The sequence below is a fragment of the Actinoplanes hulinensis genome (assembly GCF_019429605.1).
Lineage (GTDB): Bacteria > Actinomycetota > Actinomycetes > Mycobacteriales > Micromonosporaceae > Actinoplanes > Actinoplanes campanulatus.
Genome location: NZ_JAHXZI010000006.1, coordinates 143,805 through 156,750 on the forward strand (window position 1 = coordinate 143,805; position 12,946 = coordinate 156,750).

Annotated in this window: 11 protein-coding genes; 6 read left to right on the plus strand and 5 right to left on the minus strand. The window is 71.1% G+C overall.

All coding sequences use genetic code 11. The features are described from left to right. Positions 1 to 26: 26 nt before the first annotated feature. Genes KZ829_RS13115 through KZ829_RS13130 form a run of 4 tightly spaced genes read right to left on the minus strand, consistent with a single transcriptional unit; the run spans position 27 to position 3,353 of the window. Positions 27 to 707: a GNAT family N-acetyltransferase gene (locus KZ829_RS13115; protein ID WP_220144147.1), complete on the minus strand. Its 681-nt coding sequence runs from the start codon at positions 705 to 707 to the stop codon at positions 27 to 29. Then, positions 704 to 1,645: an ABC transporter substrate-binding protein gene (locus KZ829_RS13120; protein WP_246635552.1), complete on the minus strand. Its 942-nt coding sequence runs from the start codon at positions 1,643 to 1,645 to the stop codon at positions 704 to 706. The genes KZ829_RS13115 and KZ829_RS13120 overlap by 4 nt, the downstream gene beginning before the upstream one ends. 47 nt (positions 1,646 to 1,692) lie before the next feature. Beyond that, a complete protein-coding gene (locus KZ829_RS13125) occupies positions 1,693 to 2,448 on the minus strand; it encodes an amino acid ABC transporter ATP-binding protein (RefSeq protein WP_220144149.1) in 756 nt (251 codons plus the stop codon). Then, positions 2,445 to 3,353 (minus strand): amino acid ABC transporter permease, encoded by a 909-nt coding sequence (locus KZ829_RS13130; protein WP_220144150.1) that lies wholly within the window; start codon positions 3,351 to 3,353, stop codon positions 2,445 to 2,447. The genes KZ829_RS13125 and KZ829_RS13130 overlap by 4 nt, the downstream gene beginning before the upstream one ends. A gap of 144 nt (positions 3,354 to 3,497) precedes the next feature. Here KZ829_RS13130 and KZ829_RS13135 point away from each other — a divergent pair, with 144 nt between their 5' ends. The 4 genes from KZ829_RS13135 (at position 3,498) to KZ829_RS13150 (ending at position 9,786) form a co-directional block, all read left to right on the plus strand. Beyond that, on the plus strand, positions 3,498 to 4,340 hold the full coding sequence (locus tag KZ829_RS13135; RefSeq protein ID WP_220144151.1) for an ABC transporter permease: 843 nt from the start codon (positions 3,498 to 3,500) through the stop codon (positions 4,338 to 4,340). Between the two features lie 18 nt (positions 4,341 to 4,358). Further along, positions 4,359 to 5,378, plus strand: a complete 1,020-nt coding sequence (locus KZ829_RS13140) for a taurine ABC transporter substrate-binding protein (RefSeq protein ID WP_220144152.1) — start codon at positions 4,359 to 4,361, stop codon at positions 5,376 to 5,378. A 38-nt stretch (positions 5,379 to 5,416) separates the two neighbouring features. Next, positions 5,417 to 6,175 (plus strand): ABC transporter ATP-binding protein, encoded by a 759-nt coding sequence (locus KZ829_RS13145; RefSeq protein ID WP_220144153.1) that lies wholly within the window; start codon positions 5,417 to 5,419, stop codon positions 6,173 to 6,175. A 176-nt stretch (positions 6,176 to 6,351) separates the two neighbouring features. Then, positions 6,352 to 9,786, plus strand: a complete 3,435-nt coding sequence (locus tag KZ829_RS13150) for a thioesterase domain-containing protein (RefSeq protein ID WP_220144154.1) — start codon at positions 6,352 to 6,354, stop codon at positions 9,784 to 9,786. On the opposite strand, the gene KZ829_RS13155 is transcribed toward KZ829_RS13150, so the two are convergent. After that, positions 9,783 to 10,787: a hypothetical protein gene (locus tag KZ829_RS13155; RefSeq protein WP_220144155.1), complete on the minus strand. Its 1,005-nt coding sequence runs from the start codon at positions 10,785 to 10,787 to the stop codon at positions 9,783 to 9,785. The two genes, KZ829_RS13150 and KZ829_RS13155, sit on opposite strands and share 4 nt — an antisense overlap. A 995-nt stretch (positions 10,788 to 11,782) precedes the next feature. Here KZ829_RS13155 and KZ829_RS13160 point away from each other — a divergent pair. Both KZ829_RS13160 and KZ829_RS13165 read left to right on the plus strand, forming a co-directional pair. Beyond that, positions 11,783 to 11,983 (plus strand): hypothetical protein, encoded by a 201-nt coding sequence (locus KZ829_RS13160; protein ID WP_220144156.1) that lies wholly within the window; start codon positions 11,783 to 11,785, stop codon positions 11,981 to 11,983. A 157-nt stretch (positions 11,984 to 12,140) separates the two neighbouring features. Beyond that, the gene (locus tag KZ829_RS13165) at positions 12,141 to 12,944 is read left to right on the plus strand and encodes an SAM-dependent methyltransferase (RefSeq protein WP_220144157.1); all 804 of its coding nucleotides are present in this window, start codon (positions 12,141 to 12,143) and stop codon (positions 12,942 to 12,944) included. Positions 12,945 to 12,946 lie beyond the last annotated feature (2 nt).

Below are 12,946 nucleotides of genomic sequence, written 5' to 3' on the forward strand. Positions count from 1 at the left end.
GATGCCGGATGGTAGCCGAAGCCGGGTCAGCGTGTTCGCCGGTACTGGGTGAAATCGGTGCTCTTGCGCAGCTCGAAGCCGATCGACTGGTAGAGCCGGATGGCGGTCTCGTTGCGTGCCGACGTGTGCAGGAACGGGATCTCGCCCCGCTCCCGGATCCCCGCCGCGACCGCCCGCACCAGCCGGGTGGCCAGCCCCCGCCTCCGGAACCCCGGATCGGTGCAGACCGCGCTGATCTCGGTCCACCCCGGCGGGTGCAGGCGTTCCCCGGCCATCGCGATCAGCCGCCCGTCCGGAGAGCGCAGCCCCAGGTAGACGCCGAGTTCCACGGTCCGCTTCCGGAACGGGCCCGGCTGGGTGCGCTCGACCAGATCCAGCATCTCCGGGACGTCGGCGGCGCCGAGCGGCACCGCCCCGGGCGCCGGCTCGGACCGCAGTGTCGTGGCGACCAGCTGGACACCGCCGATCCTGGTGTCCGCCTCCCAGCCGGGACGGGCCGCCCCGCCCGCCCCGGGGATCACGACCGCCTCGCCGAGCGGGACCAGATCCGCCAGGTCGTCCCACGCCTTCGGGTCGGCCGGGTCGGACAGGGCGTGGAACGGGGCCACCTCGTGGTCGTACCGGGCGGCCCGCCCGTGCACGACCGCGAACCGGGCGTGCGCGCCGTGCAGCGAGTTCCAGGCGGGGTCGTCGAGCGGGTGCGTCACTTGCCCTCGATCGGCAGGCCCGGCGGGTTGACCTCGGCCTTCTGCACCGCCTCGTTCTTCAGGTTCCAGCGGTCCAGGATGCGGGCGTAGTCACCGGAGGCGATCAGCTTGTCGAGAGCCGCCGCGTACGCCTTGATCAGCCCGTTGTCCTTCTTGGTGGTGAGCGCGATCAGCCCCTGGAGGTCCTTGCCGGCGCCCGAGTAGGTGCCGACGATCTCGGTCTGCCCGGTGGTCGCCACGTGGTAGGCCGCCGACGGGTTGGGGCCGAGGTGCAGGTCGATCTGGCCGGAGCCGAGGGCCAGGTAGACGGCCTGGTTGGTCTGGAAGTACTTGATGTCGACCGGCGCCAGCCCGGCCTTCTTCACCTCTTCGGCCCACTCCACCAGGATCTTCTCCTGGTTGGTCCCGGAGCTGACCGACACCTTTTTACCGGCGATGTCGGCCGGCTTCGTGATGGTGAACCCGGAGCCCTTCTTCGCGAGCCAGCCCAGGTTGTCCAGCCGGTAGGTGACGAAGTCGTACTTCTGCTTGCGCTCCTCGGTGACCGTGATGTTCGACGCGCCGAGCTGGTACTTGCCGCTGTCCAGGCCGATGAACAGGTTCTCCCACGAGGTGTTCTCCAGCACCGGCTCCAGGCCCAGCGTGCCGGCGATGGCCACCGCGATGTCCGGCTCGTTGCCGATCAGCGTCTTGTTGTCGGTGGCCGCGAAGGCGAGCGGCGGGAAGCCCGATCCGGCCGCGCCGACGCCGATCACCAGCTTGCCGGACGCCTTCACGTCCGGGGGCAGCAGCGCGGCGGCCGCCTCGTCCTTGGCCGGGACGATCCGGTTCTGCTCCGGCCCGGTGTTCAGCGTAGGCGCAGCCGCCGCTGCCGCGGCCACCGGCTTTTCCTCGGGCGCTGCGCAGGCGGTCAGGCTCAAGGCCAAGACCGCAGACATCACAATCCATTTTGTACGCACGAAAGCTCCCGATTCTTGAAATTTGATCAGACGAGGACTTTGGAGAGGAAGGCTCGGGTCCGTTCGTGACGGGGGTTGTCCAGCACCTCGTGTGGTGGCCCCTGCTCGACGATCCGGCCGGAGTCCATGAAGACGACCGTGTCGGCGGCCTCCCGGGCGAACCCGATCTCGTGCGTCACCACGACCATCGTGGTGCCGGCCCGGGCCAGCTCGTGCAGGACCTCGAGGACCTCGCCGACGAGTTCCGGGTCCAGCGCCGAGGTCGGCTCGTCGAAGAGGATCAGCTTCGGGTCCAGGGCCAGCGCCCGGGCGATGGCGACCCGTTGCTGCTGCCCGCCGGAGAGCTGCCGCGGGTAGGCGCCGGCCCGGTCGCCGAGCCCCACCAGGCCCAGCAGTTCGTGCGCCTTCTCGTTGGCGACGCCCTTGTACCTGCCGAGCGCCGAGACCTGTGCCTCGGCGACGTTCTGCAGGGCGGTCAGGTGCGGGAAGAGGTTGAAGTTCTGGAAGACGAAGCCGATCCCGGCCCGCTGCTTGAGGATCTGCCGCTCGCTGAGCTCGTGCAGACGGTCGCCGGCCTGGCGGTAGCCGATCAGCTCACCGTCCACCCGGACCGTGCCGCGGTCCACCTTCTCCAGGTGGTTGATGCAGCGCAGCAGGGTCGACTTGCCGGAGCCGGACGGTCCGAGGATCACGGTGACCGTGCCGGCCCGCGCCGTGAGGTCGATGCCGCGCAGCACCTCGACGGCGCCGAAGGACTTGTGCACGCCGGTGAGCTCGATCATCTCCGCAGAGCCGCCTTGAGTCGCTGGAACGGGGTGGGCGGCAGGGTGCGCAGCGCGCCGCGGGCGAAGTGCCGTTCGGTGTAGTACTGGAGGACCGACAGCAGCGCGGTGAGGATCACGTACCAGACGGTGGCGACCATCAGCAGCGGCACCACCCGGCCGTTGCGCCCATAGATCACCTGGACCTGGTAGAAGAGTTCGCCGATCGCCAGGATGTACACCATGGACGTGCTCTTGAGCAGGCTGATCAGCAGGTTCGCGGCGTTCGGCAGGATGGCGCGCATGGCCTGCGGCAGCACGATCCGGTAGAACTGCCGCCACTTCGGGATGCCCAGCGCGGCCGCCGCCTCGTGCTGACCCTGGTCCACCGAGAGCAGCCCGGCCCGGATCACCTCACCGGCGTAGGCCGCCTCGTGCAGCGCCAGGCCGAGCAGCGCCGCACCGAACGAGCTGATCAGGTTGACCGTCGGGAACGACCACCCCGGCCCGAACGGGACGCCGACCTGCAACGTCTCGTACAGGTAGCCGAGGTTCGCCCAGAACAGCAGCTGCACCAGCAGCGGCACGGACCGGAACACCCAGATGAAGGTCCAGCTCACCGTGGACAGCACCGGGTTGGGTGACAGTCGCATCGCGGCGAGCGGGATGCCGCCGAGGAAGCCGAGGACCGCGCCGGCGAGGGTCAACTCGACGGTCAGCAGCAGCGCCTCGACGATCGACTCCTCCAGGAAGTACCCGAAGAAGGTCGGCCAGTCCCAGCCCGGGTTGGTGGCCAGGCCGTGGACGAACTGGGCGAGCAGCACCAGCACCAGGGCGGCGCCGGCCCATCTCCACGGATGGCGGGCCGGCACGACGACGAGTTCGCCGTCGGCCTCCTTCGTCCGCTGCGGGATCAGCAGGGTCATGTGAGAACGCTAAGCAGCCGCTCAGGTAACCCACAATGCCTACTGGGTATATATGTTTAAACACATCGTTACGGCTATTGCCTCAAAGTCCATCTACGCGATAGGAATAGTCGGCATTCCCGCGTACCCCTGCCAGGAGAAACCGTGACCACCCTCGTCGCACCCGCGCCACCGACAGCGCCCACCGCGGCGCTCGCGCCCGGCGGCGGCCTCCGCCGCCGCCTCGCGCTGCGGTTCCTCGCGCTGCTCGCGCTCTACCTGCTGTGGGAGGCCACCGCGCGGATCATGCGCAACCCCACCTTCATCCCCCCACCCTCCGCGGTCTGGGATCAGCTCATCACCACCTCGACCACCCATGACGGGGTACGCGGATACAGCGGCCACCTGCTCATCGAGCACCTCGGCGTCAGCCTCCGCCGGATCGTCATCGGGTCGGCCATCGGCATCATCGGCGGACTGATCCTCGGCGTGCTGATGGGAACCATCGGCTGGCTGCGCGTGGTCACCGAACCGGTCGTCACGTTCATCCGGGCGCTGCCGCCGCTCGCCTACTTCAGCCTGTTCATCATCTGGTTCGGCATCGACGAGACCCCGAAGCTGTGGCTGCTGTCGATCGCCGCGCTGCCCCCGGTCGCCGTGGCCACCGCCGCCGCCGTCCACGGCGCGCCCACCGGGCTCGTCGAGGCGGCCCGCGCGCTCGGCGCCGGCCGCTGGCAGACCACCCGCGACGTGGTGCTGCCCAGCGCCCTGCCGGAGATCTTCACCGGCATCCGGCTCGCCGTCGGCGTCGCCTACTCGTCGGTGGTCGCCGCCGAGACGATCAACGGCGTACCCGGCATCGGCGGCATGATCCGCGACGCCCAGCGCTACTCCCAGACCGACGTGGTCGTCCTCGGCCTCTTCGCCATCGGCCTCTCCGGCCTGCTCATCGACTCCGTGCTGCTGACCGCTGAGAACAAGCTCATCCCCTGGCGCGGACGCGCCTGACCGATAAAGGAAACCCCCGTGAAGAAACTCCTCGCCCTCGTGTCCGCCCTGTTCCTCGCCGCCTGCGGCGACGGCGCCGCCAGCGGTGGCGCCGACCCGGAACAGAAGACCATCCGCCTCGCCTACCAGGCGTTCCCGTCCGGCGACCTGATCGTCAAGAACCAGGGACTGCTGGAGAAGGCACTGCCCGACTACAAGATCACCTGGACCAAGTTCGACTCCGGCGCCAGCATCAACACCGCCTTCGTCGCCAAGAGCGTCGACATCGCGGCGATCGGCTCCAGCCCGGTGGCCCGGGGGCTGTCCGCGCCGCTCAACATCCCGTACCAGGTCGCTTTCGTCCTCGACGTGGCCGGTGACAACGAGGCGCTGGTCGCGCGCAACGGCAGCGGCGTCACCGACGTCGCGTCGCTGCGCGGCAAGAAGGTCGCCACGCCGTTCGCGTCGACCGCCCACTACAGCCTGCTCGCCGCGCTCGACTCCGCCGGAGTCAAGGAGTCCGAGCTGACCATCGTGGACCTGGAGCCGCAGGACATCCTGGCCGCCTGGACCCGCGGCGACCTGGACGCCGCCTACAGCTGGCTGCCGTCGCTCGACGAGCTCAAGAAGACCGGCAAGGTCCTGATCACCAGCCGGGAGCTGGCCGCCGGCGGCAAGCCCACCCTCGACCTCGGCGTCGTCTCCACCGCCTTCGCCAACGCCCACCCGGAAGCCGTCGACGCGTGGCGCAAGGTCGAGGCCCAGGCCCTCGACCTCATCGCCACCGACCCCGACGCCGCGGCCAAGGCGGTCGGCGCCGAACTCAACCTGTCCGCCGACGAGGCCAAGGCCCAGCTGTCACAGGGCGTCTTCCTCAAGCCGGCCGAACTGTCATCGCCGGAGTGGCTGGGCACCGAGGGCAACCCCGGCAAACTCGCCGACAACCTGGTCAGCGCCGCCGAGTTCCTCAAGTCCCAGCAGAAGATCGACGCCGTGCCGGCGCTCGCCGACGTACAGAAGGCGCTCTACGTCAAGGGACTCCCCGGTGTCCTCGGCTGACGCGATCGTTCTGCCCGCCTGTCGAGAGGGGCTGCCGGGTGTCCTCGACTGACGCGATCGTGCTGGACGGCGTCTCCCACGCCTACGGGGACGTCACCGCCGTCGGGCCGGTCGACCTGACCGTCCCGGCGGGGGAGTTCCTGGTCCTCGTCGGGGCGTCCGGGTGCGGCAAGTCCACCCTGCTGCGCCTGATCGCCGGCTTCGAACAGCCCACCGCCGGCACCGTCCGCACCGCCGGCCGGGCGCCCGTCCCCGGGCGCGGCGCCGGCCTGGTCTTCCAGCAGCCCCGGCTGTTCCCGTGGAAGACCGTCGGCGGCAACGTGGCGCTGGCCCTCAAATACGCCGGCCTGCCCGCCGGCACCGACCGGGTCGACGAACTCCTCGCCCGGGTCGGCCTGCACGACGTGGCCCGCCGCCGTATCTGGCAGATCTCCGGCGGCCAGCAGCAGCGGGTGGCGATCGCCCGCGCCCTGGCCGTCGACAACCCCCTGCTGCTGCTCGACGAGCCGTTCGCCGCGCTGGACGCCCTCACCCGCGAGAATCTCCAGGACGACCTTCGCCGGGTCAGCACCGAGACCGGCCGGACCAGCGTCTTCGTCACCCACAGCGTCGACGAGGCGGTCTTCCTCGGCAGTCGCGTCGTGGTCCTCACACCTCGGCCCGGGCAGATCGCCCTCGACCTGCGGATCGGGCTCCCGCGTACCGGGGTCACCGCGGACGAGCTCCGTGGCTCCCCGGAATTCGCGGCCTTGCGCACCGAGGTGGGCCAGGCCATCCGCGAGCGAGTCACCGCCTGAACCACTCCCGGGAGGCCGGGCCGCACCGTCCGCGGCCGGCCTCCCACTCCTCCGGCTCCGCCGGAACCCCCGGCTGGCTGTCAGTGCTGTCTCATCGGGGTTGAGACAGCTCCCAGGGCCGGCCGGGCACTGGGGCGGGGGGGCGGGAATGGCCGGTGGGGAGCAGAATGCTCCTCATGATCGAGGCGACCCGGGAACTGCTCGCCGTCCTTGAACCGCTGCCCTACCGGAAGCGGCTGCATCATGTCGCCGCGTGGGCCAGGACCGCGCCGGAGCGGGCGGCGGTCTGCGCCGATCTGCGCTCGGGTGGGCAGTATGAGCGGCATCTCGCGTTGATCGCCGCGATGTCCAGCGGGGACCTGGCGGCGATCGACGAGTTCGCCGGCGATCCGGTGCCCGCTCTCCGGGCCGTCGCCCTGGACGCCGCACTGCGCACCGGGACGCTCGCCGGGCGGATCGCGGATCTGACGGCGGTCGACCGGCGACGGCTCTATCGCAGGGTGCGGCGGCTGCGCCGGCCCGACCTCGCCGACCGGCTGATCCGCGACGTGCTCACCCATCACGGGCCACGGGAGGCCGCCGCGGTGCTGCCCGCCTGCGGAGCGGACACGGTCCGGGAACTGCTGCCCACCCTGGAACACCTGGTCAACATGGCCGCGCTGGCCCGGCGGCACCCCACCCCGGTCCACGAGCGGTTCCGGGAACGGCTGGCCGCCGCCGAACCGGCTCAGCGCACCTGGATCTGGTACGAGGCCGCCCAGCCGATCCTCGACGGCGACCCGGAAGTCGCCCTCGACCTGCTGGAACGGTACGGGCCGGAGGATTCGCTGCCGAGCGCGCGTCACGCGTACGCCCGATTGGCTCTGATCGACCCGGAAAGGGTGACCGCGCTGCTCAGCACGCCCGGCCGCCGGGCCTGGCTGCTCCGCACGCCGCTGAGGCCGTCGCTGCTGCGGCGCCTCGCCGTCCTGCCGGACGAGCGGCTGATGCCGTTCGCCCGGTTGATCCGGGATCGTTCGCTGCCGGACCTGCTGGCCGCGCTGCCGCCGGCGCGCCGAGGTGCGGTGTACGACGCCGCGCTGGCCGATGTGGACACCGGAAAGCGCGTTCCGGTCGTTCGCGAGATGGAGGTCCTGCCCGCCGCGATCCGGATCCGCGAGGCACGGCGGATCCTGGCCCTGCCGGTGATCCGCGACGACGAGGCGCAGGTGCTGACCTGGAGTTCCTTCCTGGACTTCCCGGCCGCCTCGGCCGCCTTGGAGAGCGCGATCCGAGCCGGCGACGCGGGCGTGCGGGCCCGCGGGTACGCGCTGCTGGTCGCCGCAGCCCTGCGCACCCGTGACCCGGGAACGGTGGCCGAGGTGACCGCCCGGCTGCGGTGGCTGCGCAACGAACACGACCCGGTCCGGACGGCCGCGCTCACCGCTCTCGTCGGCGCGGCCCGCCTGCTCACCCCGGCCGCGGTGGACGACCTCACCAGGATCGCCACCGACGCGATCGAGGCCCGGGACGCCTCACCCGCCGGCATCGGCGCGCTCGGCCGGCTGGCAGCCGGGGTCCTGCACCACCACTTCGATGAGCCGGAACTGGTGGAATGGGCGGTCGCGACCGTCGAACGCACCTCCACGGTCTGGTCGGTGCCGTCCCCGCACCGCCTCGACCTGCTGCGCCGCGGCCAGGAGGCGATGGTGTTCGCGCGGCTGCGGCCCTTCGTGGCGGCGGCCTCGGCGCGCGGTTCGCACCGGCCGCTGCTCGCGCTCACCGCCGCGCTCGGCGATCGGGCACACGACCTTCAAGACCTTCAAGACATGCTGCGTACGGCGATCGCCGACACTCCCGAGGCGGTCGGATACTGGCTGGACGACCGGCGTACCCGGGGAGAACGTGTCGCCGAGGTGCTCGCGATCGACCCGGAGACGGCGCGGCTCCCGATCGTCTGGCAGACCGTCTGCGCCCACCGGACCGACCTGCTGGACACGGTGCTCGACGCGATGGAGCCCTACCGGGTGCCGGCCGGCGCGCCCCACCCGGAACGCTGGCTGCCCCGTCAGCAGCGCCGCTTCGTCGACCTGATGGAACGGGTCGTGGACGCGCCCGACGTGCCACCCCGGGAACGGGCGGGGGCACTGCGGGCCGCCGCGCGGGTGCCGGAGGTGGGCCGGGAACTGGTCCGGCGCCATCTCGACTCGCCCGACGTGGTGCTGGCGGAGGCGGCCCTCGGTGCGCTGATCTGGACCGACCGGCCCGACCTGGCGCTGCCCGACCTGCTCGCCCACGCCGGTGGGGAGCGGGCCCGGGCCGCCCTGTACGCGGCGGCGCGGGCGGTCGGGCACATTCCGCCGTCACGGCTGCCCGGGCTGCTGAACACGGTGCTGACCGGTCCGGCCAAGGTGACCAGCCGCAAGGAGGCGGTCCGGCTGCTCGGCCGCTACGGGCCGCCGGGGGCGATGGGGACGCTGCTGGAGGCGTACCGGCTGGACGGCCAGCACCGGGACGTGCGCGCCGCGATCGTGTCCACCGCCCGCCGGCATCTCGACGTCGAGGAGAGCTGGGCGATCATCGAGGCGGCGGCCGGCGGCAGCCGGGAGGAGTACGAGGCGGTGCTCGGCGCCATCCCGGCCCGGGTGCCGGTCGAGTACCGGCCCCGCTATGCGGCGCTGATCGTCGCGGCGTGCGACGCTTCGGACCGGGAGATCCGCCGTGCCGCCTACGGGGAGCTGCCCCGCTGGGCGCCCTGGTCCGGCGACCTCACCGAGATGCTGGTCGACCGGATCACCGACCTCGACGAGATTCTCGACGGCGACGAGGCCGCCTGGCTGATGACCCACGCCGGCGCCGGCTGGCTCGACAGCGCGTTCGACCGCCTCGCCGCACAGGACGCCGCCGAGGGTGGGCTTGATCGCCTGGTTGTTCGGGATGCGGCTGAGGGCGCACTTGACCGCCTTGGTGCGAGGGATGCCGCTGGCGGTGTGCTTGGTCGTCCTGTTGCGCGGGATGCCGCTGGCGGTGTGCTTGGTCGTCCTGTTGCGCGGGATGCCGCTGGCGGTGTGCTTGGTCGTCCTGTTGCGCGGGATGCCGCTGGCGGTGTGCTTGGTCGTCCTCTTGCGCGGGATGCCGCTGGAAGCGGGGTTCTCTCGCCGCGGGCGGACCGGCCGGCGCGGCGGCGGATCGAGCTGATCGTGCGGGCCGCCACCCGGCGCGGTTCGGGTGTGGGCCGTGTCGAGTTGATCCCGGAGATCCGGCGGCTCGCCGGGCGGCCCGGCTATCTGCGGCTCGCCCTGACCGCGCTGGTGGAGCTGGGGCGCCTCGACAACCTGGACGAGATCGCCGACCGGTGCGCGGGCCGTCCGGTCGTCGCGGTGGATGTCGCCCAGCGGGTGGGGGCACGGCTGCGTCAGTTGCCCGAGCTGATCGACGCGGAGTTCCTGGCGCCGCTGATCAGCGGTCTCACCGCCCGCGGCGACCTGCCCGGTGGTCTCATCGCGCTGTCGCTGGCCCGGATCGGCGCCACCTTCGGGTGGGGGCGGCCGTGGCACGATCTGCTGCTCGCGCTCCGGGCCCACCCCGACCCGGAGGTCAGCGACAGCGCCTACGAGATCGACATGGGTTAGCGCTTCTTGACGACGACCTTCTTGCCGGACGCCTTGACCGAATACTTGACGGTCTTCTTCGTCCACGGGTTGACGGCGTACACATTGACGCCACCCGTCACGTTCTTCACCTTGACCATGTTGACGCCGGTCTTGCCGTTGACCGTCGACACGTCCTTGCGAACCACCTTGCGCAAGGTGGAGACCTTCACCTTGCGGCCCTTGGCGGCCTTGCGGGTGTCGGCGGCGCCGGTCTTGGCGGCAAGCTGCACGGTGGCCGGCATGTCGAGGTACGCGACTCCGGCGGCCAACGTCCGGTGGTCGATCGTCTGGCCGGCCGTCGGGAGGGTCACCGACTGCGGTCCGTACGAGTTCTCCATCGACACCGCGAGGGTGCCGCCGTCCTCGGTCACCGTGACGTCCGTCCCGGTCAGCACGGAATCGACGTTCACGTGCAGGGCGAAGACCGCACCGTCCTCATCGGTGAACGCGTAGTCGGCCGAGCCGTCGTCGTGGGCCGTCCTCGTGCCCGGGACGGAGTAGTCACCGGCCAGGTAGCCCGGGTCGGGGGCGCTCTCATCCAGGTCGATCGTCTTGTCGGCGACGAAGGTGTACTTCACCGAAGTTCGGCCCATCATCTTGAGCGCCGCATTCCACTGCGGGTCGGTGATCGACTGGTAGACGCCGGAACCCTCGTCCATGAACACCGTCATCGTGCCGTACCCGTTGAACGTGAAGACATCGGAGAGCAGCCCGTGCGCACGATCCGCGGTGATCGTCTCGGTGGCCGCCACGACGGCGGCGCTGCCGGACTCCGAGAAGCTGTAGTCAGTAGCGCCCTTCCAGCCCACAGCGGCGGCCGAGTCGCTCGCCGCCGCCACCTCTTCCAGAGCCGCCTTCATCTCGGCCGCGGTGAGTTCGGTGGTGGTGTCGGCTGCGTAGGCGGCGCCGGGCGCGACGAGCAGGCTCGCGGCCACGGCGGCGCTGGCGAGAAGGACGGCGGGGCGGGTCAGAACGGACATACGGCAGAATCCCAAGGGGTCGCGAAGCGGAAGTATCAGGTGCCGCTAGGTATCGGCCGACGCCCGGCGCACCTGAATGTTCCGCCCGCTGTCAGTTCGAGAAGCGACCCGCCTTCACGTCGTCGACGAACGCGGACCAGCTGACCCGCGGAAACACGAGCGTCCTGCCGCCGGTCTCCCTAGCGGGCGGTGCGCACGTTCGTTCGGGCGGTGGAGGCCTGGGTGGCCGCGCGCGTTCGTTCGGGCGGTGGAGGCCGGGGTGGCCGCGCACCTTCGTTCGGGCGGTGGAAGCCGGGGTGGCCGCACACGGAAGACCTCGTGTGCGCGGCCGCCGCGGCTAAATGCCACCTAGGCGACCGCGACACTGCCATCGTGTGCGCCCACCCACCCTGGGGAAACCGCGACCATTCGCCCCGGGTGACCGGCGAAACGGCCGGGAGCGGGCAACCCGGGTGCCTGGACGGCAAGACCGTGACTACCGGCCCAGCGTGACCGAAAGGCGAGCCGGCGAGTGGGTTCCGGCTGGATCCGGTCCAGGTAGCGGGCCGGATCGGGTCCGTTGACAGGCTGTTCCGGAGCGGGTGAGAGGGCTCTGGTGGCCAGTCGGGTTGGTGTGACCGGGCTGGATCGGGTTCGGGCCGGCGTACGAAATCGGTTTTCAAAGGGCCTGGTGGGCACTCGGTGCAAGATGGACGGTCGCGGCGAGGTGGCGGTCACGCCGGTGCGGCGGCAGTGGAGTACGGCGCTGGTGCTCGCCGGGGCGATCTTCCTCGTGCTGTTCGACAGCCTGGCGGCGGCGACGGCGCTACCTGCCATCGGGGACGAGTTCGGGCTTGCGCCGGGGCGGTTGCAGTGGGTGGTGACCCTCTACTCGCTCAGCATCGGCGGGTTCCTGGTGCTCGGCGGGCGGGTCTGTGACGTGGGGGCGCCGGACGGGTGTAGCGTCGGCGCTCTTCGAGTCGGCGAGCCACGTGGGCGGGGCGGTGGCGGTGGCGGTGGCCGTCTTCCTGTCGATGATCGGCGCGGGCGCCGGGTACGGCGGAGCGCAGTACCTGGGCGCCGCGACCGGCGCCGTGGCGGTGGCCGTCCTGCTGGCGGTCATGCCACGGAGCGATCCGAACAGCCCTGTCTCAGGCCCCGAAGCGGGCGCGGCGGGGGCGAATATCGAAACGGCCCGCATCGGTGACGAGGGGTGATCCGGAGCGGCTCGTCCCAAGGACGAGGGGTGATCGGGAACGGCTCGTACCGGGGGTGAGGGGTGATCGGGAACGGCCCGGACCGTGGGCGAGCGACGTTCCGCAACGTCGTCCGTCCGGTGTGGACCGGAAAGGATTAGGGCGTATGCTTCCCGCCATGACCGACAGTGACGCGGCCAAGCTCGACACGAGCGTGCCGCACTCGGCCCGGGTGTGGAACTACTGGCTCGGCGGGAAGGACAACTTCCCGGTGGACCGGGCGGTCGGTGACGACTTCGCGAACCTGTACCCGGACATCACCGTGGTGGCGCGGCATTCGCGGGCGTTCCTGAAGCGGGCGGTCACGTTCCTGGTGCAGGAGCGGGGGATCCGCCAGTTCCTGGACATCGGCACCGGCATGCCGACCGCGGAGAACACGCACCAGGTGGCGCAGGCCGCGGCCGCCGACTCGCGGATCGTCTACGTCGACAACGACCCGCTGGTGCTGGTGCACGCGCGGGCGCTGCTGACCAGCACGTCCGAGGGGAAGACCGACTACGTCGACGCCAACCTGCACGAGCCCGCCGAGATCATCAGGGCTGCGCGGGGCACGCTGAACTTCGACGAGCCGGTCTGTCTCATCCTCATGAACATTCTCGGTCACGTGCCCGATCTTGATCAGGCCGTGTCGATCGTCCGGCAGCTGCTCGCGGAGCTGCCGCCGGGCAGCTACTTCCTCACCGCCGACGGTACGAACGTGATCGACGGCCCGGCGTTCGAGGAGGCGATCGGGGTGTGGAACGCGAACGCCCCGCTGTCGTACCACTTGCGTCACCCCGACCAGCTCAGCCGCTTCCTCGAGGGCCTCGAGGTCCTGGAGCCCGGCCTGGTGCCGTGCTCGAAGTGGCGCCCGGCCGCCGACGCCGCCGGTGAGAACCTGCGCGAGGTCGACGAGTTCGGCGCGGTCGCCCGCAAGCCCTGACC

Excerpts from the sequence above, each read along its gene's own strand:
- KZ829_RS13150 (WP_220144154.1), top strand. The coding sequence starts at position 6,352 with ATGATCGAGGCGACCCGGGAACTGCTCGCCGTCCTTGAACCGCTGCCC.
- KZ829_RS13155 (WP_220144155.1), bottom strand. The coding sequence starts at position 10,787 with ATGTCCGTTCTGACCCGCCCCGCCGTCCTTCTCGCCAGCGCCGCCGTG.
- KZ829_RS13120 (WP_246635552.1), bottom strand. The coding sequence starts at position 1,645 with ATGTCTGCGGTCTTGGCCTTGAGCCTGACCGCCTGCGCAGCGCCCGAG.
- KZ829_RS13165 (WP_220144157.1), top strand. The coding sequence starts at position 12,141 with ATGACCGACAGTGACGCGGCCAAGCTCGACACGAGCGTGCCGCACTCG.
- KZ829_RS13125 (WP_220144149.1), bottom strand. The coding sequence starts at position 2,448 with ATGATCGAGCTCACCGGCGTGCACAAGTCCTTCGGCGCCGTCGAGGTG.
- KZ829_RS13130 (WP_220144150.1), bottom strand. The coding sequence starts at position 3,353 with ATGACCCTGCTGATCCCGCAGCGGACGAAGGAGGCCGACGGCGAACTC.